The sequence below is a fragment of the Streptomyces odontotermitis genome, from assembly GCF_050510915.1.
Classification (GTDB): domain Bacteria; phylum Actinomycetota; class Actinomycetes; order Streptomycetales; family Streptomycetaceae; genus Streptomyces.
In genome coordinates, this window is sequence record NZ_JBNJLS010000003.1 from 449,304 (window position 1) to 473,729 (window position 24,426).

Consider the following 24,426-nt stretch of genomic DNA (forward strand, 5'->3'; position numbering starts at 1 on the left):
CCTTACCAGGTGAGCACGACAGAGCCCGACCCCCTCCTGGGCCCCGCAGACATCAGGGAACTGGCCGCTGCCCTGGGCGTTCGCCCGACCAAGCAGCGCGGCCAGAACTTCGTCATCGACGCCAACACGGTCCGCCGCATCGTCCGCACCGCGCAGGTCCGCCCCGACGACGTCGTCGTCGAGGTCGGCCCCGGCCTCGGCTCGCTGACCCTCGCCCTCCTGGAGGCCGCGGACCGCGTCACCGCCGTGGAGATCGACGACGTGCTCGCCGCCGCGCTGCCCGCGACCGTCGAGGCCCGCATCCCTGCCAAGAAGGACCGCTTCGCGCTGGTCCACTCGGACGCGATGCTGGTGCGCGAGCTGCCGGGCCCCGCCCCGACCGCCCTGGTCGCGAACCTCCCGTACAACGTCGCGGTCCCGGTCCTGCTGCACATGCTCGACCAGTTCCCGACCATCGAGCGCACCCTCGTCATGGTCCAGGCGGAGGTCGCCGACCGGCTCGCGGCCGCGCCGGGCTCGAAGGTGTACGGGGTGCCCTCGGTGAAGGCCAACTGGTACGCGGAGGTGAAGCGCGCCGGATCGATCGGGCGCAACGTCTTCTGGCCCGCGCCGAACGTCGACTCCGGCCTCGTCTCGCTCGTGCGCCGCACCGAGCCGGTCAAGACCACGGCCTCCAAGCGCGAGGTCTTCGCGGTCGTCGACGCCGCCTTCGCCCAGCGCCGCAAGACGCTGCGCGCCGCCCTCTCCGGGTGGGCGGGCAGCGCGGCCGCCGCCGAGGCCGCCCTGGTCGCGGCGGGCGTCTCGCCGCAGGCGCGCGGGGAGGCCCTGACGGTGGAGGAGTTCGCGCGCATCGCGGAGCACAAGGAGGCGGGCGAGTGAGCGAGGTGGCGAGCGTCACCGTACGCGTCCCGGCCAAGGTCAACGTCCAGCTCGCCGTGGGCCCCGCCCGCCCCGACGGCTTCCACGACCTCGCCAACGTCTTCCTCGCCGTCGGCCTCTACGACGAGGTCACGGTGACGGAGGCGGCGGAGCTCACCGTCACCTGCGAGGGCCCGGGAGCGGGCGATCTTTCCGGCGTACCCCTGGACCGCACCAACTTGGCCGCCCGCGCGGCCGAGCTGCTCGCCGCCCGCCACGGCCGCGAGGCGAACGTCCACCTCCACATCGCCAAGGACATCCCCGTCGCGGGCGGCATGGCGGGCGGCAGCGCGGACGGCGCGGGCGCGCTCCTGGCCTGCGACGCCCTCTGGGGTACGGGTGCCTCGCGCGCCGAACTCCTCGACATCTGCGCCGAGCTGGGCAGCGACGTGCCGTTCAGCCTGGTCGGCGGCGCCGCCCTCGGCACCGGTCGCGGCGAGAAGCTGCGCGAGCTGGCGGTGGGCGGCGACTTCCACTGGGTCTTCGCCCCGGCCGACGGCGGGCTCTCCACGCCCGCGGTCTACCGCGAGTTCGACCGGCTCACCCCCGACGCGCCCGCCCCCGAGGCGTCCCCCGCGCTCCTGGACGCCCTGCGTACGGGCGACGCGAAGGCCCTCGCGGACACGATGACCAACGACCTGCAGCCCGCCGCGCTCTCCCTCTTCCCGTCCCTCACCGAGACGCTCGCCGCCGGGACGGACGCGGGCGCCCTGGCCGCGCTCGTCTCCGGCTCCGGCCCGACGACGGCGTTCCTCGCGCAGGACGCGGCGTCGGCGCGCCGGATCGCGGACGCGCTCCTGCGCTCGGGCACGTGCCGGACGGCGCGGGTGGCGACGGCACCGGCGCCGGGCGCGACCGTGCTGTAGAGGTACTCAGACGCGGATCTGAGTACGCGCGCGCTGACACCCCGTACGGTCCGCGCGCGACCGTACGGGCATGAGTGCAAGCGTTCGTGAACTGGCCGACAGGACACCCACCGGCCGGGACCGGTACATCGACTTCCTGCGGGTCGCCTCGCTCGGCACGGTCGTCGCCGGGCACTGGCTGATGGCGGCGGTGACCGTGGGTGACGACGGGAAGGCGGCGGTCGGCAACCTCCTGGCCGTCGTCCCGGCGCTCCAACTCCTCACCTGGGCCCTGCAGATCATGCCGGTGTTCTTCTTCGTCGGCGGCTTCGCGCACGCGCTCTCGTACCGCTCGCTGGAGAGGAAGTCGGAGGGCGGGTCCGGCTCTGTCTACTCGGCGTTCCTGCGCGCCCGCCTCCAACGGCTGCTGCGCCCCACGATGGTGTTCATCGGGGTGTGGGGCGCGGCCGCTCTCGGGCTTCAACTCCTCGGCGGGCACGGGGCGTTGCTGGACGTCTCGCTGCGTCTGGTCGCCCAGCCGCTCTGGTTCATCGGCATCTACCTGGCGATGGTGGCGTTCACACCGCCGCTGCTGAGGCTGCACGAGCGGTACGGCTGGGGCGCGTTCGCCGGACTCGTCGCGGCGGCGGGCGCGGTGGACGTGGCGCGCTTCGCGTTCGGCGTCCCGTTCGTGGAGTTCCTCAACTTCGCCTTCGTGTGGCTGGCGGTGCACCAGCTCGGATTCCTGGGCGCGGACGGCAAGTCGGGGGTGCGGTGGGTTCCGTGGGCGCTGGCGGGGGCGGGGCTCGCGGGTGCGGCGGCGCTGGTGGCCTTCGGCCCGTATCCCCTCTCCATGGTCGGCATGCCCGGCGAGAAGGTCTCCAACATGGCCCCGCCCACCTTCGCCCTGCTCTGCCACGGCCTGTGGCTGGTCGGCGCGGTGCAGTTGGCACGCGGGCCGGTGTCGCGGTGGCTGGCGCGCCCCCGGGTGTGGCGGGGTGTGGTGGCGGCGAACGGCGTCTCCATGACGGCGTTCCTGTGGCACCTCACGGCGATGCTCGGGGTGTACGGGGTGCTGCTCGCCCTCGACGTACCGCTGCCGGAGCCCGCGAGCGGGGCGTGGTGGGGGCAGGTGCCGCTGCGGTTCGTGGCGGCGGGTGCGCTGACGGCGGGGCTGGTGGCGGTGTTCCGTCGCTTCGAACGGCCGGGAGCGGTGCGGGAGTTGGCCGCGGTGGGCGCTCGTATGTCCGGCCCGGCGGCCGCGCTCGGCGTCACCCTCTGCCTCTTCGGGATCCTCGGCCTGTCGATGGTCGGCTTCGGCGGGCTGCTGGAGGGGCGCACGGCCTTGCTGGTCGCCGTGCATGTGACGGCACCGGTGGCGGTGGGGATGGCTGTGGTGGGGTGGGGGCTGGTGGAGGGGGCGGGGGTTACAGGGCGTCGATGGCGGTGAGGTCGATGTTGATGGGGTAGGGGACGTTGACCTTGATCTGGTCGCGGTGCGTGCCCACGTGGACGTAGGTGTTGGTGGCCGGGTCGAGCTCGTGGACGTGGACGACTGGCCGCCACTGCCCATCGTGCTCGACGAGCCAGAAGTGCGGGATGCCCGCAGCGGCGTATTTGGGTGGCTTGGTGTGCCGGTCACGCGACGCGGATTCCGGCCCGGTGACCTCTACGGCCAAGAGGACGTCCTCGCCGATGAAGGCCAGCTGGTCCAGGCTCGTGAGGGCGCTCGCCCTGATGACGGAGACGTCCGGCTCAGGGGCGTTGCGACGGTCAAGGATCACGGTCATCTGCCGGGTGACCTTCAGGTGCCGGGGCACGGTGGCATGCAGACCGCTCCGCAACAGGTCTACTGCCACGGAGTGGAAGTCGGTCTGTGGGCTCGCAAAGAACAGGTGCCCGTCGAGCAGGTCGACATGGCACGAAAGCTCGGGCAGCGTCAGCAGGTCGTCTACGGTGTACCGCCCCATCGGCGGACCCGGTGCGTCGTGTCCCATGGGCAGCACCCTGCTGCCCACCCGTATCCGTGATCGTCTGTTCCCGATCACGTCACTACAAAGAGTGACCAACCCCAAGCGCACCGCCCCCCACCCCGCACCGCCTACTCTTGAAGGCTGATCCATCCCTTCGTACAGGAGTGAAATGGCCGTCAACCTGGTCAATGTCGAGAACGTCAGCAAGGTGTACGGCACCCGTGCCCTGCTCGACGGCGTCTCTCTCGGCGTCTCCGAGGGGGACCGGATCGGCGTCGTCGGGCGCAACGGCGACGGGAAGACGACGCTCATCCGCATGCTCGCCAAGCTGGAGGAGGCCGACACCGGCCGCGTCACGCACAGCGGCGGCCTGCGGCTCGGCGTGCTCACCCAGCACGACTCGCTCGACCCGGCCGCCACCGTCCGGCACGAGGTCATCGGCGACCTCGCCGACCACGAGTGGGCGGGCAGCGCCCGGATCCGCGACGTGCTCACAGGGCTGTTCGGCGGCCTCGACATGCCGGGCTTCCCGCAGGGGCTCGACACTGTCATCGGCCCGCTCTCCGGCGGTGAGCGCCGCCGCATCGCGCTCGCCAAGCTGCTCATCGCCGACCCGGACCTGATCGTCCTGGACGAGCCCACCAACCACCTTGACGTGGAAGGCATTTCGTGGCTGGCCGGGCATCTGCGGGCCCGGCGCTCCGCGCTCGTCTGCGTCACCCACGACCGGTGGTTCCTCGACCAGGTCTGCACGCGCATGTGGGACGTGCAGAAGGGGGCCGTCTACGAGTACGAGGGCGGGTACTCCGACTACGTCTTCGCGCGGGCCGAGCGGGAGCGCATCGCCGCGACCGAGGAGGTCAAGCGGCAGAACCTGGTCCGCAAGGAGCTGGCCTGGCTGCGGCGCGGCGCCCCCGCCCGTACGTCCAAGCCGCGCTTCCGCGTCGAGGCCGCCAACGAGCTGATCAAGGACGTGCCGCCGCCCCGCGACACCAGCGAGCTGATGAAGTTCGCGACGACGCGGCTCGGCAAGACCGTCTTCGACCTGGAGGACGTGACCGTACAGGCGGGTCCGAAGCTGCTGCTCAAGCACCTGACGTGGCAGCTCGGGCCCGGCGACCGCATCGGCCTCGTCGGGGTGAACGGAGCGGGCAAGACCTCGCTCCTGCGGGCCATGGCCGAGGCGGCGCGCTCCGAGGGCGACGTCCAGCCCGCCGCCGGCAAGGTCGCGGTCGGCAAGACCGTGAAGCTCGCCTACCTCTCCCAGGAGGTCGCCGAACTCGCCCCGACGCTCCGGGTGCTGGAGGCCGTGCAGCAGGTCCGCGAGCGGGTCGACCTCGGCAAGGGCCGGGAGATGACCGCGGGCCAGCTCTGCGAGACGTTCGGCTTCAACAAGGAGAAGCAGTGGACGCCGGTGGGGGACCTGTCGGGTGGTGAGCGGCGCCGTCTGCAGCTGCTGCGCCTGCTCATGGACGAGCCCAACGTCCTCTTCCTCGACGAGCCGACCAACGACCTGGACATCGAGACCCTGACCCAGCTGGAGGACCTGCTCGACGGCTGGCCGGGCTCGATGATCGTGATCTCCCACGACCGGTTCTTCGTCGAGCGCACCACCGACCGCGTCTTCGCGCTGCTCGGGGACGCCACGATGCGGATGCTGCCGCGCGGCATCGACGAGTACCTGGAGCGGCGCCAGCGGATGGCGGAGGCAGCCGTTCCGAAGGCGCAGGGCCAGGGGCAGAGCCCGGCCGCAGCGCAGTCCCCTGCGGCCGACGCCGCCAGGACCGTCTCCGCCGCCGACGCCCGCGCCGCGAAGAAGGAGCTCCAGAAGATCGAGCGGCAGCTCGACAAGATTTCGGAGAAGGAATCCAAGCTCCACACCCAAATCGCTGATAACGCAACAGACTTCGAAAAGGTGGCCAAATTGGACGCCGAGTTGCGTGAACTGGTGGGGGAGCGCGAGGAGTTGGAAATGCGCTGGCTGGAGCTTGCGGAGGACGCGTAAAGCTCCAATAACAGACGCGTCACGGGCCGGTCCTCCCTTGGGTACAAGGCGAGGACCGGCCAGTTGTGGCAAGGGTTCAGGGTGATAGAAAGGGCGACCTGAGCACCACTTGGCGTGCCGAAAATCAGTGAAGGGGGAAGCGCTGATGACTCAGCCGCCCAACCAGCCGCCGCAGGGCGGTTTCGGAGCTCCGCAGGATCCACAGCAGCCGCAGGACGGGGCGCCGGGCCAGCCGCCGCAGACCCCGCCGCCGCCGGCGGGCCAGCCCGGCTACGGCTACCCGCAGACTCCGCCCGCCCCGCAGCCCGGGTACGGCTACCCGCAGAACGCCCCTGGTCAGCCGGGTCCCTACGGCACACCGCCGCCGACCCAGCCCGGCCAGGCGGGCCCGTACGGCACACCGCCGCCGACCCAGCCCGGCCAGGCGGGCCCGTACGGCACACCGCCGCCCACCCAGCCGGGCCAGCCCGGCCCGTACGGAGCGCAGCAGGGCCCGTACAACACCCAGCCCCAGTACGGCTATCAGCAGCCGACCGTCCCCGGCGGCCCGGGTGTCCCCGGCACCCCGCCTCCCGGTGGCGGCGGTGGCCGGAACTTCTTCAAGGGCAAACCGGCCATGATCATCGCGGCGGCCCTCGCCGCGGTCGTCGTCATCGGCGGCACCGTCTGGGCGGTCACCAGCGGCGGCGATGACGACGACAAGCCCGCCGCGAAGAAGAAGGACCCCAAGCCCACCGCCTCCGCCTCGGTCAACCCGGGCGACGGCAGCGGCGACGGCGGCGAGGAGCAGGAAGACCTCAACGCGGGCCGCCAGGCGGGCGAGTCGAAGGTGCTCTGGTACAAGGAGGCGCCCAAGGCGCCCACCAACGGAGCCGACGCCCCCGGCATGTGGGTCCAGGACGGCGTCGTCGTCAAGGCCGCCTACAAGCAGCTCTTCTCGTACGACCCGGAGACGGGCAAGGACAAGTGGGGCAAGACCGTCGACCTGCCCTACAAGATCTGCGGCGCCTCCCGGCAGCCCAGCAGCGACGGCAAGATCGTGGTCGCGTACATGAGCGGCACCAGCGACAAGGCCAAGTGCAACACCATCAAGGTGATCGACCTCGCGACCGGCAACTCGGACTGGACGAAGCCGGTTCCCAAAGAGGGCCTGTTCGACATCATGACGCAGCTGAACCTGTCGATCAGCGGCAACACCGTCACCGCGACGCGCATGGGCACATCCAGCGCCTTCAGCCTCACCGACGGCAAGAAGCTTTTTGCGAAGCTGGACGGCTCCTGCCAGCCCGACGCGTACGCGGGCGGCGCCAAGCTCATCGCGGTCGAGACCTGCGGCTCCGACCTGGAGAAGGAGCAGGTCCAGGAGATCGACCCGGCCAAGGGCAAGGCGAAGTGGACGCTGCCGGTCAACAAGGGCTGGAAGGTCAAGCGGGTCTACTCCACCAGCCCGGTCGTTCTCTACATGGAGAACGAGAAGAAGAAGCAGTGGAACATCAGCACCCTGACCGACAAGGGCAAGGTCCGCTCGCAGGTGAAGGTCAACGAGACCTTCGCGCCCGAGTGCGGCTGGGCCGTGTTCGACCGTGATCTGCAGGGCTGCACCGGCGCAGTGGTCGCCGACGACACCCTCTACCTGCCCACCGAGGCGAAGAGCGGCGCCAACGAGATCGTCGCGATCGGCCTCGCCAACGGCAAGGAGAAGTGGCGCAAGAAGTCGCCCTCGGACGTCTCGATGCTGCCGCTGAAGGTGGAGGACGGCGCCGTGGTCGCGTACGTCGCCGCGAAGTACGGCGAGGGCGGCCAGGTCGTCTCGATCTCCACGTCCGGCTCGCACGCCACGAAGACCCTCCTGAAGAACCCGCAGGGGACGGCGGAGATCGAGAGCAGCTTCTACTCGAAGGCGATCGACTACGCGGACGGCCGCTTCTACATCTCCAGCACCCGGATCGGGGGCTCCTCCGTGAAGGAGGGCAAGGAGAAGCTGATGATCGCCTACGGCAGCGGCAAGTAGCCTCCGCCCCCTCCACCCGCACCCCTTCCGTCCCCAAGGTCCCCAAGGGAAAGACGTCATGACGCAGCCGCCCCAGCCGCCCAACGAGCCCCAGCAGGGAGGGTTCGGCGCTCCGCAGAACCCTCCCCCCGGTGGTTTCGGCGCGCCGCAGGCGCCCCAGACCCCGCCGCCCGCGCAGCCCCCCACGCCTCCGGCGGGCCCGCCCCCGCAGGCGCCCCAGGCTCCGCAGACCCCGCCGCCCCCGCCGCCGGGCCAGCCCGCGACGCCGCCTCCGGCCCCGCAGGACGCCCAGCCCGGCTACGGCTACCCGCAGACCGCTCCCGGCCAGCCCCCGGGCTACGGCTACCCGCAGACGGCCCCCGGCCAGCCGGGCCCGTACCCGGGTCAGCCGGGTCCCTACCCGGGCCAGCCCGGGCAGCCCGCGCAGTACGGCGGGTACCCGCAGCCGGGGCAGCACGGCCAGGCGACCATGCCGATGACGCCGCAGGCCACGGCCCCGGCCACGGGTGGCAAGAAGGTCAACTCCCAGATGGCGATCATCATCGCGGCGGTCGTGGCCATCGCGCTGATCGTCGGCGGCGGCGTCTTCTACGCGTCCACGAAGGACGGCGACTCCAAGAAGGACACCGCTCAGGGCGAGGAGAGCAAGAGCGGCGGCAAGGACGGCAAGGACGGCGGCGGGGGCGACGACGCCCCGCCCGCCCAGGGCCCCGCCAAGGAGAAGGCCCCGTCGAACCCGGCGGCCCAGGTCTCCCTGCAGCTGCCCCAGCCGACGGTGCCGGACAAGGCGACGTGGAGCACCAAGGGCTCCTGGCTGACCGACGACATGTACGCCAAGTCGGGCGTCAACGAGATCATCGGCTACACCGCGGACGACGGCAAGGAGAAGTGGACCCTGCCGCTGACCGGCCAGACCTGCGCGGGCTCCCGTGAGGTCACCAAGGACGGGCTCGCCGCCGTGGTCCACGAGGAGGCCAAGCGGAAGAAGGACGGCGACTACCAGCCCTGCACCAAGGTCACGCTGTTCAACGTGAACACCGGCCAGAAGCTCTGGACCAAGAGCGCCGAGACCAGCGGCCGCGCGTCGACCTTCCAGGAGGTCACGATCTCCGGCACCACGGTCGCGGTCGGCGGGCTCCAGGGCGGCGCCGCCTGGAACACCGCGGGCAAGGAGCTGTGGGGCCCCTCCGTCGGCAAATGCGAGGACAAGGGCTACGCGGGCGGCGACCAGCTGGTGGCGCTGCGCAAGTGCGGGACCTACGGCGACGAGCAGCTGAAGGTCGAGCTGCTCGACCCGAAGACGGGCAAGGCCAAGTGGAGCTACCCGCTGACCCGCGGCATCAAGTGGGCCAGCATCATCTCGACCAACCCGGTCGTCTTCGGACAGGCGACGGGTGAGGACGCGACGGACGCCACCGACATCTTCGCCCTGGACAACAAGGGCGCGATGCGCGGCAAGGTCACGCTGGACGAGAAGAAGTACGACCACGACTGCGAGATCACGCGGGTGTACTCCTGCAAGGGCATCGCCGTCGGCAACGACAAGCTGTACGTCCCGACCCGCCAGCACGAGAGCGGCGGCGACTCGTACGGCATGACCAACGAGATCGTGTCCTTCTCGCTGGCCACCGGAAAGTCGACGGGTGACCGCATCGACGCGGGCAAGGACGGCGAGATCCGCCCGATCCGCATGGACGGCCCCAACCTCCTCGTGTACAAGGACTCCGGCTACCAGCAGGGCGCCCAGGTCACCTCGATCGACGGCAAGTCCCTGAAGGAGACCAAGCTCCTGGAGACCCCGTCGAGCGAGCAGGTCGTGGACACGATCAGCGGCATGACCCCGACCCAGGGCGAGCTGCTGTACACCAACGGCCACCTGTACCTGGGCAAGGAGCTCATCAGCAAGCCGTACTCGAAGGACGAGAAGGAGTACGTGGCGCTGGGCTTCCGGGCTCAGTAGCACCAACCGGCCTGTACGGAAGGCCAGTTGGCCTGTCCCATCGGGCAACTCGCGGTCACTGCGGCCCCGCTCCTCACCGGAGCGGGGCCGCTTCCGTACAGCCCTGCCCTCCCGTACCTCGCATCACCCCCCAATGGCCGGGATTTCGGCATTCCGGGCCGCATCTGGGCGGTAGGGGGCGCGCAACGTCGAACAAGCGTGTAGCTTCCGGGGGATGGAGGGCCGGGGGGCTCCCGATCCGTGGGGGATCAGTGGGGGAAAGTGGGGGGTTGCTCTATGGGTGTGCGGCTCATGGTGGTCGACGACCACCGACTGCTCGCCGAGGCACTCGCCTCGGCGCTGAAACTGCGCGGCCACCGCGTGCTCGCCGCGGCCGCGCCCGCGGCCGGCGCGGCCGACCTGGTCATCAGCAGGGCCCCCGAGGTCTGCCTGCTCGGCACGGCGACCCCCGCCGAGCCCGGCATGTTCGACCCGGTCGTGCGGATCAAGAGGGAGCGGCCGCAGGTCGCCGTGGTGGTGCTCGGCCCGGTGCCGAGCCCGCGCGGGATAGCCGCCGCGTTCGCCGCCGGGGCCTCCGGTTACGTACGTCATGACGAGCGCATCGAAGGCGTGGAGCGGGCCATCATGAAGGCGAGAGCCGGTGAGGCCGCGGTGGCGCCCCAGTTGCTCCAGGGGGCGTTCAGCGAGCTCCTCAACCCGGCGGTGCAGCCCGACGACGAGGGCCAGCGGCTGCTCCAGATGCTCACGCCGAGGGAGGTGGAGGTGCTCGTACGGGTCGCGGACGGGGAGGACACCCGGCTGATCGCGGCCGGCATGGGCATCGCCCCGAGCACGGCGCGCACGCATGTGCAGCGGGTGCTGATGAAGCTCGGCGTCGGCTCCCGCCTCGAAGCGGCCGCGCTCGCCGCCCGCACCGGCCTCCTCGACCGCGCCGAACGCCCCCCGGCGCCCGGCCGGTTCACGGACGGCACGCAGAACGGCAACCACGTGAACAACACCGACAACGGCGGCGGTACGCCGACGGGGCCGGAGCCACCTCAGCGGTGAACTCCGGCCCCGGGCCGTGCGGTTACCTGTGTACCTGTCGTGACGCTCGCCCGCCTACTGCTTACTCGGACGTCTCGTCCTGCGGCGCGGGCGGCGCGGGCGGCGCGATCGGGCGCAGCTTCAGCCAGACCAGGAAGAAGAGGCCGAGGGCCAGCATGGCCAGGCCCGTCCACAGGTTGATGTTGATGTCCTCGGCCTTCTTCAGGTCGGCGTCGGACGCGGTGATCCCGGCGATGGTCACGATCACGCCGTAGACCACGAACAGGCCGCCGATGATGCGCCGGATGTCGAAGAGCCGGGCCGCGGTCGCGGACTTGGCCTCCAGCTCGGAGACTTCTTGCTGCAGATCAGACATGGGGACTCTCGCCTCCGATCAGAAGGAGTAGGGGACGTAGCAGGCGGCGGCGAGCACGATCGCGCCCCAGCCGAGCAGCGCGGGCCTGCGGTACCAGGCGTTGTCGCCCTCGGCGGGCGGCTCCTCCATGCCCGGCGAGGCCGTCCCGTAGACCAGACCGGCCAGCTCCGCCTCCGGCTTGGGTGCCGTGAAGAGCGTGACGGCGACCATCACGACCGCACCGGCGACGAAGCCGACGATCGCGGAGACGAAGTTGGCGCCCTGGTCGGTGGGGATGTCGATGACGCCCTGCTTGTAGATCCAGAAGTAGTTGACCATCGCGGCCGTGGTGCCCGCGAGCAGGCCCCAGACGCCGGACTTCATGGAGGCCCGCTTCCAGAACATGCCGATGATGAAGACCACGAACATCGGGACGTTGAAGAAGGAGAACAGGGTCTGCAGGTAGCCCATGATGTTCGAGAACGACGAGGCGATGAACGCCGTGCCGATCGAGGCAAGGACGCCGATCGCGGTGATGAGGCGGCCGAACTTCAGGTAGTAGCCGTCGGGCTTGTCGGTCTTCACGTACTTGGCCCAGATGTCGTACGTGAACACGGTGTTGAAGGACGACACGTTGGCCGCCATGCCCGCCATGAAGGCGGCGAGCAGACCGGTGACCGCGATGCCGAGCACACCGTTCGGCAGCAACTCCTGCATCAGATAAGGAATCGCGTCGTTGTAGGTGAGCCCCGAGCCCGCCGTGCCGATCTTCGGGACGAGGACGGCGGCGACCAGGCCGGGGATCATCACCAGGAAGACGATGAAGATCTTCGGGAAGGCGGCGATCAGCGGCGTGCGCTGGGCGGCGCTCAGGTTCTTCGCGGACAGGGCCCGCTGCACCTCGGCGAAGTTGGTCGTCCAGTAGCCGAAGGAGAGCACGAAGCCCAGGCCGAGGATGATCGTGAGCCAGTTCGCGCCGAGCGGGTTGCCGTCCCCGATGCCCGTACCGCCCCATGCGGTGAGGAAGTTGTCGCCGTGCTGCTTCTCCAGGGAGCCGGTGAGGCCGTCCCAGCCGCCGACCTTCTTCATGCCGATGACGCAGATCGGGATGAGCGCGGCGAGGATCACGAAGAACTGCAGGACCTCGTTGTAGATCGCGGACGACAGACCACCGATGGTGATGTACGCGAGCACGAAGAGACCGGCGACGACGATCGCCACCCACTGCGGCCAGCCGAGCAGCGCCTCGACGACGATGGCCAGGGCGTAGAGGTTCACGCCCGCGATGAGCACGGCCGCGAAGGCGAAGAGTGCGGAGCTCAGCAGGTGCGCGGACTTGTCGAACCGCTGGAGCAGGAACTCGGGGACCGAGCGGACCTTGCTGCGGTAGTAGAAGGGCATCATCACGAGGCCCAGGAAGACCATCGCAGGGATGGCGCCGATCCAGTACCAGTGGACGACCGCGACGCCGTACTGGGCGCCGGTGGCCGCCATGCCCAGGATCTCCGTGGCGCCGAGGTTGGCGGCGACGAAGGCGAGGCCGGTGACCCAGGCGGGCAGGGAGCGGCCCGAGAGGAAGAAGTCGAGGCTCGTCTTCACGGAGCGCCTGGCGGCGAAGCCGATGCCGAGGACGACCACGAAGTAGATCGCGAGGATCGCGTAGTCGAGGCCGTTGGTGGGCAGCCGGAGCCCCTCGGCCAGGGTTTGAGTGGGGGACTGCATGCGTGAACTCGCTTCGTTGCGCGAACTGATCAGTCGGGAACCTACGCCGCACTTTTCAATAAGTGAACAGTTCGCGTGATGTTCTTTGTTTGATTGTGACCGGAACCTCGTCGCAGTCGCCCACAGTGAGCGCACAGTCTCTTGACTGACCTGGTGGGTCGTGGTTTGTTATGTGCGGTTCTGTTTAGTGGGTAGTGGGTGTTGGTGAGGAGCCCTGAACGTGAAGAAGACCTCGACCCGTCTCGCCGACGGTCGTGAGCTCATCTACTACGACGCGCGCGACGACTCGGTGCGCGCGGCGGTCGACCGGCGCCCCCTCGATCCCATCTCCACGGCATCCCAGATCCGCGAGGACGCCCTCCTCGGCGACGCGGTGGCCATCGCCTCGCACCGCCAGGGCCGCACCTACCACCCCCCGGCCGACGAGTGCCCCCTCTGCCCGTCGGCCGGGGGGCGCATGAGCGAGATCCCCGACTCCTCGTACGACGTCGTGGTCTTCGAGAACCGCTTCCCCTCGCTCGCGGGCGACAGCGGCCGCTGCGAGGTCGTCTGCTTCACCTCCGACCACGACGCGTCCTTCGCGGACCTCACCGAGGAACAGGCCCGCCTGGTCCTCGACGCCTGGACGGACCGCACCGCCGAGCTGTCCCATCTCCCGTCCGTGGAGCAGGTGTTCTGCTTCGAGAACCGCGGCGCCGAGATCGGCGTGACCCTCGGCCACCCGCACGGCCAGATCTACGGCTACCCCTTCACCACCCCGCGCACGGCCCTCATGCTGCGCTCGCTCGCCGCCCACAAGGAGAGGACCGGCGGCGCCAACCTCTTCGACGACGTCGTGGCCCGCGAGCGCGCGGGGGAGCGGGTCGTCCTGGAGGGCGAGCACTGGGTGGCCTTCGTGCCGTACGCGGCGCACTGGCCCTACGAGGTGCACCTCTACCCCAAGCGCCGGGTGCCGGACCTGCTCGCCCTCGACGAGGCGGCGCGCACGGAGTTCCCCCAGCTCTATCTGGAACTGTTGCGGCGCTTCGACCGGATCTTCGGAGAGGGGGAGCCCGCGGTGCCGTACATCGCCGCCTGGCACCAGGCGCCCTTCACCAGCGACCTCGGCGCGGGCGTCAACCGGGACGACTTCGCACTCCACCTCGAACTTTTCACGATCCGCCGCACTTCGGGCAAGCTGAAGTTCCTCGCGGGTTCCGAATCCGGCATGAGTGTGTTCATCAACGACGTGCCGCCGGAAGCCGCGGCCCAGCGACTGCGAGAGGTAGCGAGTTCATGAGCGGGAAGTACCTGGTCACGGGTGGTGCGGGCTATGTCGGCAGCGTGGTCGCCCAGCATCTCCTGGAGGCCACCGGGTGACCGTCCTCGACAACCTCTCGACCGGGTTCCGCGAGGGCGTCCCGGCGGGCGCGGAGTTCATCGAGGGCGACATCCGGGATGCCGCCAAGTGGCTGGACTCCTCATACGACGCGGTGCTGCACTTCGCCGCGTTCTCGCAGGTCGGCGAGTCCGTGATCAAGCCCGAGAAGTACTGGGACAACAACGTCGGCGGCACGATGGCGCTGCTCGCGGCGATGCGCGACGCGGAGGTCCGCACCCTCGTCTTCTCGTCCACGGCCGCGACCTACGGCGAGCCGGTGAACACCCCCATCACCGAGACCGACCCGACCGCCCCCACGTCCCCCTACGGCGCCTCGAAGCTCGCCGTCGACCACATGATCACCGGTGAGGCGGCCGCCCACGGCCTGGCCGCGGTCTCGCTGCGCTACTTCAACGTGGCGGGCGCGTACGGGGAGTGCGGCGAGCGCCACGACCCCGAGTCGCACCTGATCCCGCTGGTCCTCCAGGTCGCCCAGGGCAGGCGCGAGGCGATCTCGGTCTTCGGCGACGACTACCCGACGCCGGACGGCACCTGCATCCGCGACTACATCCACGTCGCGGACCTGGCCGAGGCCCACCTCCTCGCCGTCACGGCCGCCCGCTCCGGCGAACACCTGATCTGCAACCTCGGCAACGGCAACGGCTTCTCCGTACGGGAGGTCATCGAGACCGTCCGCACGGTCACCGGCCACCCGATCCCCGAGGTGACCGCGGGGCGCCGCGGCGGCGACCCGGCGGTCCTGGTCGCGTCCGCGGACACCGCGCGCACGCGGCTCGGCTGGAACCCGTCCCGCGCGGACCTCGCGGGCATCGTCGCGGACGCGTGGGCGTTCGCTCAGCGGACTCAGTGACTCAGTGACTCAGTGAAGGGGATGTGACCGGTGGACGTGGCCGTGGCTGGGGAGTTCAAGGACCTGTACGGGTACGCGCCCGAGGGCGTGTGGGCGGCACCCGGCCGCGTCAACCTCATCGGTGAGTACACCGACTTCAACGAGGGCTTCGTGATGCCCCTCGCCCTGCCCCACACGGCGGTGGCGGCGGTGGCCCGCCGTACGGACGGCGTGCTGCGCCTCCACTCGGCGGACATCGACGAGCCGGTGGCCGAGCTCGCGGTGGACTCCCTGACCCCGCTCGCGGGCGGCGGCTGGGCGGCGTACCCGGCGGGCGTGGTGTGGGCACTGCGGGACGCGGGCCACGCGGTGGACGGCGGCGCGGACGTCCACCTGTCCTCGACGGTCCCGACGGGCGCGGGCCTCTCGTCGTCGGCGGCGCTGGAGGTGGTGACGGCGCTCGCCCTCAACGACCTGTACGAACTCGGCCTCTCCCGCCCCGAGTTGGCCCTGCTCGCCCAGCGCGCCGAGAACGCTTTCGTGGGCGTCCCCTGCGGCGTGATGGACCAGACGGCTTCGGCCTGCTGCGAGGACGGCCACGTACTGCACCTGGACTGCCGCGACCTGTCGATACGTCAGGTCCCGTTCGACCTGGCGGCGCAGGGGCTGCGGCTCCTGGTGGTGGACACCCGGGTGAAGCACGCGCTGGGAGACGGGGCGTACGCGGAGCGGCGGGAGGGGTGCGAGACAGGGGCACGGCAGCTCGGGGTCTCCCATCTGCGGGACGTCGACTACGCCGAACTCTCCTCTGCGCTGGACCGGTTGAGCGACGAGCGGGTACGTCGCTACGTCCGCCACGTCGTCTCGGACGACCAGCGGGTGGCCCGGGTGATGGCGCTGCTCGACGCGGGTGACGTGCGCGGGATCGGGCCCGTCCTGACGGAGGGGCACGCCTCGCTCCGCGACGATCTGCGGATCTCCTGCCCGGAGTTGGACCTCGTCGTTTCGAGTGCGAAGGGCGCGGGGGCGCTGGGGGCTCGGATGACGGGGGGCGGGTTCGGGGGGTCCGCGGTGGTGCTGGTGGAGGAGGGGGATGCGGAGGCTGTCGCCAAGTCGGTGGTCGAGGCGTTCGCCGAGGCGGGGTTCACGGCGCCGCGCGTCTTCCCTGCGGTGGCGTCGCCGGGTGCGCGCCGTCTGCGGTGACGGTTCCTTTCCCCCACCCCGCCCCTTCCCGAATCCGCCGACTCCGTCGGCCCTGGGGCACCCTGTATCGCCTGAAGGGCTCGTCCTCGAACGCCGGACGGGCTGCGTGACGTGCCCGAGCGGGATCGGGGAAAGGGAAACCGCTACCCCAGCAAGCGCTTCGTCAGCGTGAACTCCTTCACGCCCTCCGGATAGTCAGGGATCACGCACACCAGCTCATACCCCTGCCCCCGATAGAAGCCGGGCGCCTGGAAGTCCCACGTCTCCACACGGGAGTTGAGGCACCCCCGCTCCACCCGCGCGACCCGCTCCGCCTCCCCGAGGAGGCGAGAGCCCAGCCCCGCCCCCCGCACCCGCTCGTCCACCCACAGAAAGTCCACGTGCAGCCACCGCGCCCACGTGTGCGCCGCAAGGCCACCGGCCAGCTCCCCCTCCTCCGTCAACGCCCAGAGACCCAGCGGGACTTCGTCGTCGTGCGGCGTCCCGCGCAGCGCACGGAGCGCAGCGGACGCCGCCACGTTCGTCTCGCGCAGCCGGGACCGAAGAAGGGCAAGCCGCTCTTTGTCGACTCCTGTCTCCATACGAAACATACGGCTCACCATAAACGCGCCGGGCAATCAGTTCTGCAAATCACCTTCCGCTCCTGGCGTCCGGCTCTACTCTGAAGGGCAGTGCCGGTGGGGGCCGGCATGGATCAGGGGGCGAGACAGTCGGGTACGACGCCCGGCGTGGGGGTGGCAAGCGGTGCACGGCGGCGGCCGTGTGGCTGTGGCGATCCTCGTTCCGGGCGCCGTACCTGCGCAGTTCGTACCCCGGCCATCGACGATGGGGTGTCCCCCCGCTCCGTTCAGGAGCTGGGGAAGGGGGTTTCCGTGGTTCGTATCCGAGTTCTGGTCGTCGACGACCATCGCATCTTCGCCGAGTCGCTGGCCGCCGCACTCGCGGCCGAGCCCGACGTCGACGTGTCCGCGGCGGGCAGCGGCCCCGCCGCGCTGCGCTGCCTGGAACGTGCCATCAGCGAGGGCCGCCGCTACGACGTGCTCCTGGTCGACGCCGACCTGGGCAGCACGGCCAGTGCGCTGCAGAGCGGCCGGGCCGCCGTCTCCGTCCAGGAGGGCAACGCGGACGGGCTCGTGGACGGCATCTCCCTTGTCGCGGGCGTGCGTTCGGGCCAGCCGAGCGTGCGTACCGTGGTGCTCGCCGAGAAGGACGATCCGCGCCGTGCCGCCCTCGCGCTGCAGGCCGGGGCCTCCGGCTGGGTCGCCAAGGACTGCTCCCTCTCGCGGCTCCTCACCGTGATCCGCGGTGTCCTGCGGGACGAGACGCATCTGCCGCCCGCCCTGCTCACGGGCGTGCTGCGGGAGTTGACCGCGGCCCGCAAGCACCGCACCGAGAGCGAGCGCCTCGTCGAGTCGCTCACCCCGCGCGAGCGGGAGGTGCTGCGGTGCATGGTGGCGGGGTTAGGGCGCAAGGCCGTCGCCGAGCGGCTCTTCCTGTCGCCCCACACCGTCCGCACACACATGCAGAACGTGCTGGGGAAGCTGGGCGTCCACTCCACGCTCGCCGCCGTGGCGCTCGCCCGGCGTGCCGGTGTCGGGCCCGTCGACCTAGCCGGGGATGTTGTCGAACGGGGCGGTCAACTGGCGTAGCAGCCCTGCCAGTTCACCCCGCTGGGCGCGGGACAGCTCCGCGAGGATCGCCCGCTCCTGGTCGAGCAGGCCCGCAAGCGCCTGGTCCGCGCGGTCCCGGCCCTCGTCCGTGAGGCGGACCAGGACGCCGCGGCGGTCGCTCGGGTCGGGCAGCCGCTCGACGAGGCCCTTCTTCGCGAGCCGGTCGATGCGGTTCGTCATCGTGCCGGACGTGACCAGGGTCTGGGTCAGGAGCTGGCCGGGGGAGAGCTGATAGGGGGCGCCCGCGCGCCGCAGCGACGTCAGGACGTCGAACTCCCAGGGCTCCAGCTGATGCTCGGAGAAGGCGAGCCGGCGGGCCCGGTCCAGATGGCGCGCCAGCCTGCTGACGCGGCTCAGCACCTCGAGTGGCTCCACGTCGAGGTCGGGGCGCTCGCGGCGCCATGCAGCGACCAGACGGTCGACCTCGTCCTCCATGGCGATCAGTGTAGGGGGTCTGTCGACCTCAAGTCTCTTGACGTCAAGATACTTGGGGTGTGAGGGTGGAGACATCCAGGAGACATCCACGAGATGTCCGGAGACATCTGGAGTCACGACACCCCGTCGCCGTGATGTTGAGGAGCCCCGCCATGCCCGCTGCCACCGCCCCCACCTGGGACCCCGGCCAGTACCTGCGCCACGCCGACCACCGCGCCCGCCCCTTCGGCGAGCTCCTGGCCCGCATCCCCGAACCCCCGGCCGCCGCCCCCCGCATCGCCGACCTCGGCTGCGGCCCCGGCAACGTCACCGCCCTGCTCGCCGAGCGCTGGCCCACCGCGCACATCACCGGCTACGACAACTCCCCGGAGATGCTCGCCCGCGCCGAGGCCCGCACCGGGCCAACCCCCGGCGGCGGCCGCCTCGACTTCGCGCACGCGGACGTGGGGCGCTGGGTGCCCGAGGAGACGTACGACGTGATCGTCTCGAACGCGACGCTGCAGTGGGTGCCCGGCCACGTGAACTCCTTCGCCGCCTGGGTGGACCGCCTCGCCCCCGGCGGCACCTTCGCCTTCCAGGTGCCCGGCAACTTCGACGCCCCCAGCCACGTACTGATGCGGGAGCTCAGCGAGTCCGCGCGGTGGCGGGAGCCGCTCGGCGGGGTGCTGCGGCACGCGGACGCGGTCCTCACCCCCGCCGACTACCTGGAGCGGCTCGCGGCCCTCGGCTGCACCGCCGACGTCTGGGAGACCACCTACCTGCACCTGCTCCAGGGCCCCGACCCGGACCCGGTCCTGGACTGGGTCAAGGGGACGGGCCTGCGGCCGGTCCTCACCGCACTGGAGGGCGACCCCGAGGCCCGTATGGAGTTCCTCGACGCGTACCGCGCGCTGCTGCGCGAGGCGTACCCGGCGACCGGGCACGGCACGGTGTTTCCTTTCCGCAGGGTCTTCGCGGTGGCCCGGAAGGAGAACTGACCAGATGCTCGTGACCGTCGACCACGTCCAGCTCGCCGCCCCGCCCGGCAGCGAACCCGCCCTGCGCACGTACTACGGAGAAGTGCTCGGCATGACCGAGCTGCCCAAGCCGCCGGTGCTCGCCGCCCGCGGGGGCTGCTGGTTCCGGGCCGGGCCCGACGGGGGAGTCCAGCTGCACCTGGGCATCGAGGAGGACTTCCGGCCCGCCCGGAAGGCCCACCCGGGGCTGCGGGTGCGGGACATCGAGGCGTACGCGCGGCGGCTCGTGGACAGGGGCGCGAGCGTCACCTGGGACGAGAACCTCCCCGGGCACCGCCGCTTCTACTCCCACGACCCCGTCGGCAACCGCATCGAGTTCCTGGAACACGTCGCCCCCGGGGTGTGAGACCCGGGGGCGAGGCCGAGATCGTGAGGCGGTGGCCTCAGCTCTTGCGGTGGCCTATCAGGCGGGGCTTCGGCTCCAGGCCGTCCAGGCCGTGCCACGCCAGGTTCACCAGGTGCGCGGCCACCTCCGCCTTCTTCGGCTTGCGGGCGTCCAGCCACCACTGGCCGGTCAGGGCGACCATGCCGACCAGGGCCTGCGCGTACAGCGGCGCGAGCTTCTGGTCGAAGCCGCGGGTCTTGAACTCCTGGCCGAGGATGTCCTCGACCTGCGTGGCGATGTCGGAGATCAGGGACGCGAAGGTGCCCGTGGACTGCGCCACCGGGCTGTCGCGGACCAGGATGCGGAAGCCGTCCGTGTACGACTCGATGTAGTCGAGGAGGGCGAAGGCCGCCTGCTCCAGGAGCTCACGCGGATGACCGGCCGTGAGCGCGCCCGTGACCATGTCCAGGAGCTGGCGCATCTCCCGGTCCACGACGACCGCGTACAGGCCCTCCTTGCCGCCGAAGTGCTCGTACACCACCGGCTTGGAGACCCCGGCCTTCGCCGCGATCTCCTCCACCGACGTGCCCTCGAAGCCCTTGGCGGCGAACAGGGTGCGGCCGATGTCCAGGAGCTGGGAGCGGCGCTCGGCGCCCGTCATCCGGGTACGGCGGGGGCGCCGCTTGCTGTCCTTGCCGGAGGTGCTGTTCGAAGAGCTCGTGCTGGAGTCGGTCGCCACACCCTCCATCATGCCGCGTCGGCGGTCTCGGCCTTGCGGCGGGAGTCGATCCGCGACTGCGACGGCCAGCGCACGTCATGGGCCCAGCCCAGCTGCTCGCACCAGCGGATGATCCGGGCCGACGAGTCGATCTGGCCGCGCATCACGCCGTGCCGCGCCGACGTCGGGTCCGCGTGGTGGAGGTTGTGCCAGGACTCGCCGCACGACAGGACGGCCAGCCACCACACATTGCCCGAGCGGTCCCGGGACTTGAAGGGGCGCTTGCCGACCGCGTGACAGATCGAGTTGATCGACCACGTGACGTGGTGGAGCAGCGCCACCCGGACGAGCGATCCCCAGAAGAAGGCCGTGAAGGCGCCCCACCAGGACATCGTCACCAGGCCGCCGACCAGCGGCGGGATCGCCAGGGACACCACGGTCCAGACGATGAACTGGCGGGAGATGGCGCGGATCGCCGGGTCCTTGATCAGGTCCGGTGCGTACTTCTCCTGCGGCGTCTGCTCCTCATCGAACATCCAGCCGATGTGCGCCCACCACAGGCCCTTCATCAGGGCAGGGACGGTCTCGCCGAACCGCCACGGGGAGTGCGGGTCGCCCTCCGCGTCCGAGAACTTGTGGTGCTTGCGGTGGTCGGCGACCCAGCGGACGAGGGGCCCCTCCACGGCCATCGAACCCGCGACCGCCAGCGCGATCCGCAGCGGGCGCTTCGCCTTGAACGAGCCGTGCGTGAAGTAGCGGTGGAAGCCGATCGTGATGCCGTGGCAGCCGAGGAAGTACATGAAGACGAGCAGGCCCAGGTCGAGCCAGCTCACCCCCCAGCCCCAGGCCAGCGGCACCGCCGCGACCAGGGCGAGGAATGGGACCGTGATGAACAGCAGCAGCGTGATCTGCTCCAGGGAGCGCTTCTGCTCGCCGCCGAGGGTGGCGGAGGGAAGCGAGGTCCCGGTCGTGTCCGGTGCCGGGGCGGCGGCGCCGTCCGCGATCACATCGGGGCTCATCGTCATGGGCATCCCCTACGGGGTCGAGGGTAGTGGCAGATGTAGGTGACCGGATGGGCCCGCCTACGGGTCCGTAACTTACGGCGTCGTAAGTATGTCAGTGCGTGGCCCGGCGGCAAGAGGCCGTGAATCCTGTGCTTCATCCGGACACCTATCCTTGGACTCGGTCGGACAGCGCGGTCCGCTCGGTATCTCCCCCGGACCCCGGATCCTCACCCGGGTCCCCTCCCAGTGCCTTACGAACACTGCAAGGAGCCGCACCTGTGAGCAGTGCAGACGACCAGGGCCGCCAGGCCAACGGAAACGCCAGCACCGAGCTGCGCGCCGACATCCGCCGCCTCGGCGATCTGCTCGGCGAGACCCTCGTACGCCAGGAGGGCCCCGAGCTCCTCGAACTGGTCGAGAAGGTCCGCCGGCTGACCCGCGAGGACGGCGAGGCCGCCGCCAAGCTGCTCGGCGGCACCGAACTGGAGACCGCCGCCAAGCTGGTGCGCGCCTTCTCCACCTACTTCCACCTCGCCAACGTCACCGAGCAGGTGCACCGCGGCCGCGAGCTGCGAGCCAAGCGCGCCGCCGAGGGCGGTCTGCTCGCCCGCACCGCGGACCGGCTCAAGGACGCCGACCCGGAGCACCTGCGCCAGACCGTCGAGCACCTCAACGTGCGCCCCGTCTTCACCGCGCACCCCACCGAGGCCGCCCGCCGCTCCGTCCTGAACAAGCTCCGCCGCGTCGCCGAGCTCCTGGAGACCCCGGTCATCGAGTCCGACCGGCGCCGCCACGACACCCGCCTCGCCGAGAACATCGACCTGGTGTGGCAGACCGACGAGCTCCGCGTGGTCCGCCCCGAGCCCGCCGACGAGGCCCGCAACGCCATCTACTACCTGGACGAGCTGCACGCCGGCGCCGTCGGCGACGTCCTGGAGGACCTCACCGCCGAGCTGGCGCGCGTCGGCGTCCAACTCCCGGACGACACCCGCCCGCTGACCTTCGGCACCTGGATCGGCGGCGACCGCGACGGCAACCCGAACGTGACCCCGCAGGTCACCTGGGACGTCCTGATCCTCCAGCACGAGCACGGCATCAACGACGCCCTCGAACTCGTCGACGACCTGCGCGGCTTCCTCTCCAACTCGATCCGCTACACCGGCGCGACCGAGGAGCTCCTCACCTCCCTGCAGAGCGACGTGGAGCGGCTGCCCGAGATCAGCCCCCGCTACAAGCGCCTCAACGCCGAGGAGCCCTACCGCCTCAAGGCCACCTGCATCCGGCAGAAGCTGGAGAACACCAAGGAGCGCCTCGCCAAGGGCACCACGCACGAGCCCGGCCGCGACTACCTCGGCACCGCCGAGCTGCTGCACGACCTCACGCTCATCCAGACGTCGCTGCGCGCGCACAAGGGCGCCCTCTTCGCCGACGGCCGGATGAACCGCACCATCCGCACCCTCGCCGCCTTCGGCCTCCAGCTCGCCACCATGGACGTCCGCGAGCACGCCGACGCCCACCACCACGCGCTCGGCCAGCTCTTCGACCGGCTCGGCGAGGAGTCCTGGCGGTACGCGGACATGCCCCGCGAGTACCGGCAGAAGCTGCTCGCCAAGGAGCTCCGCTCCCGCCGCCCGCTCGCCCCGTCCCCGGCCCCGCTGGACGCCGCGGGCGAGAAGACCCTCGGCGTCTTCGAGACCGTCAAGAAGGCCCTCACGGTCTTCGGCCCCGAGGTCGTCGAGTCGTACATCATCTCCATGTGCCAGGGCGCCGACGACGTCTTCGCGGCCGCCGTGCTCGCGCGCGAGGCGGGCCTCATCGACCTGCACGCCGGCTGGGCGAAGATCGGCATCGTGCCGCTCCTGGAGACCACGGACGAGCTGCGCGCCGCCGACGTGATCCTCGACGAGATGCTCGCCGACCCCTCGTACCGCCGGCTCGTCGCCCTGCGCGGGGACGTGCAGGAGGTCATGCTCGGGTACTCGGACTCCTCCAAGTTCGGCGGCATCACGACGTCGCAGTGGGAGATCCACCGGGCGCAGCGCAGGCTGCGTGACGTCGCGCACCGCTACGGCGTACGGCTGCGCCTCTTCCACGGCCGCGGCGGCACCGTCGGCCGCGGCGGCGGCCCCTCCCACGACGCGATCCTCGCCCAGCCCTGGGGCACCCTCGAGGGCGAGATCAAGGTGACCGAGCAGGGCGAGGTCATCTCCGACAAGTACCTCGTGCCGTCCCTGGCCCGCGAGAACCTCGAACTCACCGTCGCCGCCACACTCCAGGCATCCGCGCTGCACACGTCCCCGCGCCAGTCCGACGAGGCGCTCGCCCGCTGGGACGCCGCCATGGACGTCGTGTCGGACGCCGCGCACTCCGCGTACCGCAAGCTGGTCGAGGACCCGGACCTGCCGACGTACTTCCTCGCGTCCACGCCGGTCGACCAGCTCGCCGACCTGCACCTGGGCTCCCGGCCCTCCCGCCGCCCCGGCTCGGGCGTCTCGCTCGACGGACTGCGCGCCATCCCGTGGGTCTTCGGCTGGACCCAGTCGCGGCAGATCGTGCCCGGCTGGTTCGGTGTCGGCTCCGGCCTGAAGGCGCTGCGGGAGGCCGGCCTGGACACGGTGCTCGACGAGATGCACGAGCACTGGCACTTCTTCCGCAACTTCCTCTCGAACGTGGAGATGACGCTCGCCAAGACCGACCTGCGGATCGCGCGCCACTACGTGGAGACGCTGGTGCCGGACGAGCTGCGGCATGTCTTCGCGACGATCGAGGAGGAGCACGCGCTGACGGTGGCGGAGGTGCTGCGGATCACGGGCGGATCCGAACTGCTCGGTTCCAACCCGGTGTTGCAGCAGACCTTCGCGATCCGCGACGCCTACCTGGACCCGATCTCCTACCTTCAGGTCGCCCTGCTGAAGCGGCAGCGGGACGCGGTCGCGGCGGGCGAGGAGGCCGACCCGCTGCTGGCCCGGGCGCTGCTGCTCACCGTCAACGGAGTGGCCGCGGGCCTGCGCAACACCGGCTGACCCCCGC

Annotated in this window: 20 protein-coding genes and 1 pseudogene; 14 read left to right on the plus strand and 7 right to left on the minus strand. The window is 70.8% G+C overall.

Annotated elements, in window-relative coordinates; all coding sequences use genetic code 11:
- The first annotated feature begins 9 nt into the window (after positions 1-9).
- From rsmA to ACQB60_RS12795, 3 genes are all read left to right on the plus strand, one after another.
- A complete protein-coding gene (gene rsmA / locus ACQB60_RS12785; protein WP_496926033.1) occupies positions 10-879 on the plus strand; it encodes a 16S rRNA (adenine(1518)-N(6)/adenine(1519)-N(6))-dimethyltransferase RsmA in 870 nt (289 codons plus the stop codon).
- Complete coding sequence (locus tag ACQB60_RS12790) at positions 876-1,784, plus strand: 4-(cytidine 5'-diphospho)-2-C-methyl-D-erythritol kinase (protein WP_496926034.1); 909 nt, start codon at positions 876-878, stop codon at positions 1,782-1,784. Before rsmA ends, ACQB60_RS12790 begins: the two co-directional genes overlap by 4 nt.
- Positions 1,785-1,854: 70 nt before the next feature.
- Positions 1,855-3,213: an acyltransferase family protein gene (locus tag ACQB60_RS12795; protein ID WP_496926035.1), complete on the plus strand. Its 1,359-nt coding sequence runs from the start codon at positions 1,855-1,857 to the stop codon at positions 3,211-3,213.
- Here ACQB60_RS12795 and ACQB60_RS12800 read toward each other — a convergent pair.
- Complete coding sequence (locus tag ACQB60_RS12800) at positions 3,191-3,760, minus strand: Uma2 family endonuclease (RefSeq protein ID WP_496926036.1); 570 nt, start codon at positions 3,758-3,760, stop codon at positions 3,191-3,193. The two genes, ACQB60_RS12795 and ACQB60_RS12800, sit on opposite strands and share 23 nt — an antisense overlap.
- Positions 3,761-3,905: 145 nt before the next feature.
- Between ACQB60_RS12800 and ACQB60_RS12805 the strand changes: the two genes are divergently transcribed.
- The 4 genes from ACQB60_RS12805 to ACQB60_RS12820 all read left to right on the plus strand — a co-directional run bounded on the left by ACQB60_RS12805 (position 3,906) and on the right by ACQB60_RS12820 (position 10,759).
- On the plus strand, positions 3,906-5,741 hold the full coding sequence (locus tag ACQB60_RS12805) for an ABC-F family ATP-binding cassette domain-containing protein (protein WP_496926037.1): 1,836 nt from the start codon (positions 3,906-3,908) through the stop codon (positions 5,739-5,741).
- 145 nt (positions 5,742-5,886) lie between these two features.
- The gene (locus tag ACQB60_RS12810) at positions 5,887-7,752 is read left to right on the plus strand and encodes an outer membrane protein assembly factor BamB family protein (RefSeq protein ID WP_496926038.1); all 1,866 of its coding nucleotides are present in this window, start codon (positions 5,887-5,889) and stop codon (positions 7,750-7,752) included.
- Positions 7,753-7,810: 58 nt separating this feature from the next.
- A complete protein-coding gene (locus ACQB60_RS12815; protein ID WP_496926039.1) occupies positions 7,811-9,712 on the plus strand; it encodes an outer membrane protein assembly factor BamB family protein in 1,902 nt (633 codons plus the stop codon).
- A 276-nt stretch (positions 9,713-9,988) separates the two neighbouring features.
- Positions 9,989-10,759, plus strand: a complete 771-nt coding sequence (locus tag ACQB60_RS12820) for a helix-turn-helix transcriptional regulator (RefSeq protein WP_496926040.1) — start codon at positions 9,989-9,991, stop codon at positions 10,757-10,759.
- A 61-nt stretch (positions 10,760-10,820) separates the two neighbouring features.
- Here the strand turns inward: ACQB60_RS12820 and ACQB60_RS12825 are convergent, their stop codons facing one another.
- Both ACQB60_RS12825 and ACQB60_RS12830 read right to left on the minus strand, forming a co-directional pair.
- Complete coding sequence (locus ACQB60_RS12825) at positions 10,821-11,114, minus strand: hypothetical protein (RefSeq protein ID WP_496926041.1); 294 nt, start codon at positions 11,112-11,114, stop codon at positions 10,821-10,823.
- Positions 11,115-11,132: 18 nt separating this feature from the next.
- Positions 11,133-12,815: a sodium:solute symporter family protein gene (locus tag ACQB60_RS12830; protein WP_384850842.1), complete on the minus strand. Its 1,683-nt coding sequence runs from the start codon at positions 12,813-12,815 to the stop codon at positions 11,133-11,135.
- Between the two features lie 220 nt (positions 12,816-13,035).
- On the opposite strand from ACQB60_RS12830, the gene galT reads away from it, so the two are divergent.
- From galT to galK, 3 genes and pseudogenes are all read left to right on the plus strand, one after another.
- Positions 13,036-14,094 carry a galactose-1-phosphate uridylyltransferase gene (gene galT / locus ACQB60_RS12835; protein ID WP_496926042.1) on the plus strand — a complete coding sequence of 353 codons (1,059 nt, stop codon included), beginning with the start codon at positions 13,036-13,038 and terminating at the stop codon, positions 14,092-14,094.
- Positions 14,091-15,046 (plus strand): annotated as a pseudogene (galE, locus tag ACQB60_RS12840) (UDP-glucose 4-epimerase GalE). The gene galT and the pseudogene galE overlap by 4 nt, the downstream one beginning before the upstream one ends.
- 36 nt (positions 15,047-15,082) lie before the next feature.
- A complete protein-coding gene (galK, locus tag ACQB60_RS12845) occupies positions 15,083-16,228 on the plus strand; it encodes a galactokinase (protein ID WP_496926177.1) in 1,146 nt (381 codons plus the stop codon).
- A 143-nt stretch (positions 16,229-16,371) separates the two neighbouring features.
- Here the strand turns inward: galK and ACQB60_RS12850 are convergent, their stop codons facing one another.
- Entirely contained in the window at positions 16,372-16,830 is a 459-nt protein-coding gene (locus ACQB60_RS12850; RefSeq protein WP_496926043.1) for a GNAT family N-acetyltransferase, read from the minus strand.
- A 270-nt stretch (positions 16,831-17,100) separates the two neighbouring features.
- Here ACQB60_RS12850 and ACQB60_RS12855 point away from each other — a divergent pair, with 270 nt between their 5' ends.
- Positions 17,101-17,877: a LuxR C-terminal-related transcriptional regulator gene (locus ACQB60_RS12855; protein ID WP_384840046.1), complete on the plus strand. Its 777-nt coding sequence runs from the start codon at positions 17,101-17,103 to the stop codon at positions 17,875-17,877.
- On the opposite strand, the gene tamR is transcribed toward ACQB60_RS12855, so the two are convergent.
- Positions 17,836-18,333, minus strand: coding sequence for a MarR family transcriptional regulator TamR (tamR, locus tag ACQB60_RS12860; protein ID WP_496926044.1), 498 nt, complete (start codon positions 18,331-18,333; stop codon positions 17,836-17,838). The two genes, ACQB60_RS12855 and tamR, sit on opposite strands and share 42 nt — an antisense overlap.
- Before the next feature lie 152 nt (positions 18,334-18,485).
- Here tamR and ACQB60_RS12865 point away from each other — a divergent pair, with 152 nt between their 5' ends.
- The gene (locus ACQB60_RS12865; protein WP_496926045.1) at positions 18,486-19,310 is read left to right on the plus strand and encodes a trans-aconitate 2-methyltransferase; all 825 of its coding nucleotides are present in this window, start codon (positions 18,486-18,488) and stop codon (positions 19,308-19,310) included.
- 4 nt (positions 19,311-19,314) lie between these two features.
- Positions 19,315-19,695: a VOC family protein gene (locus tag ACQB60_RS12870; protein WP_496926046.1), complete on the plus strand. Its 381-nt coding sequence runs from the start codon at positions 19,315-19,317 to the stop codon at positions 19,693-19,695.
- Positions 19,696-19,732: 37 nt separating this feature from the next.
- On the opposite strand, the gene ACQB60_RS12875 is transcribed toward ACQB60_RS12870, so the two are convergent.
- Complete coding sequence (locus ACQB60_RS12875; protein WP_384840056.1) at positions 19,733-20,425, minus strand: TetR/AcrR family transcriptional regulator; 693 nt, start codon at positions 20,423-20,425, stop codon at positions 19,733-19,735.
- Entirely contained in the window at positions 20,422-21,417 is a 996-nt protein-coding gene (locus ACQB60_RS12880; RefSeq protein ID WP_496926047.1) for an acyl-CoA desaturase, read from the minus strand. Before ACQB60_RS12880 ends, ACQB60_RS12875 begins: the two co-directional genes overlap by 4 nt.
- Positions 21,418-21,674: 257 nt before the next feature.
- Here ACQB60_RS12880 and ppc point away from each other — a divergent pair, with 257 nt between their 5' ends.
- A complete protein-coding gene (gene ppc, locus ACQB60_RS12885) occupies positions 21,675-24,419 on the plus strand; it encodes a phosphoenolpyruvate carboxylase (RefSeq protein WP_496926048.1) in 2,745 nt (914 codons plus the stop codon).
- The last annotated feature ends 7 nt before the right edge of the window (positions 24,420-24,426 follow it).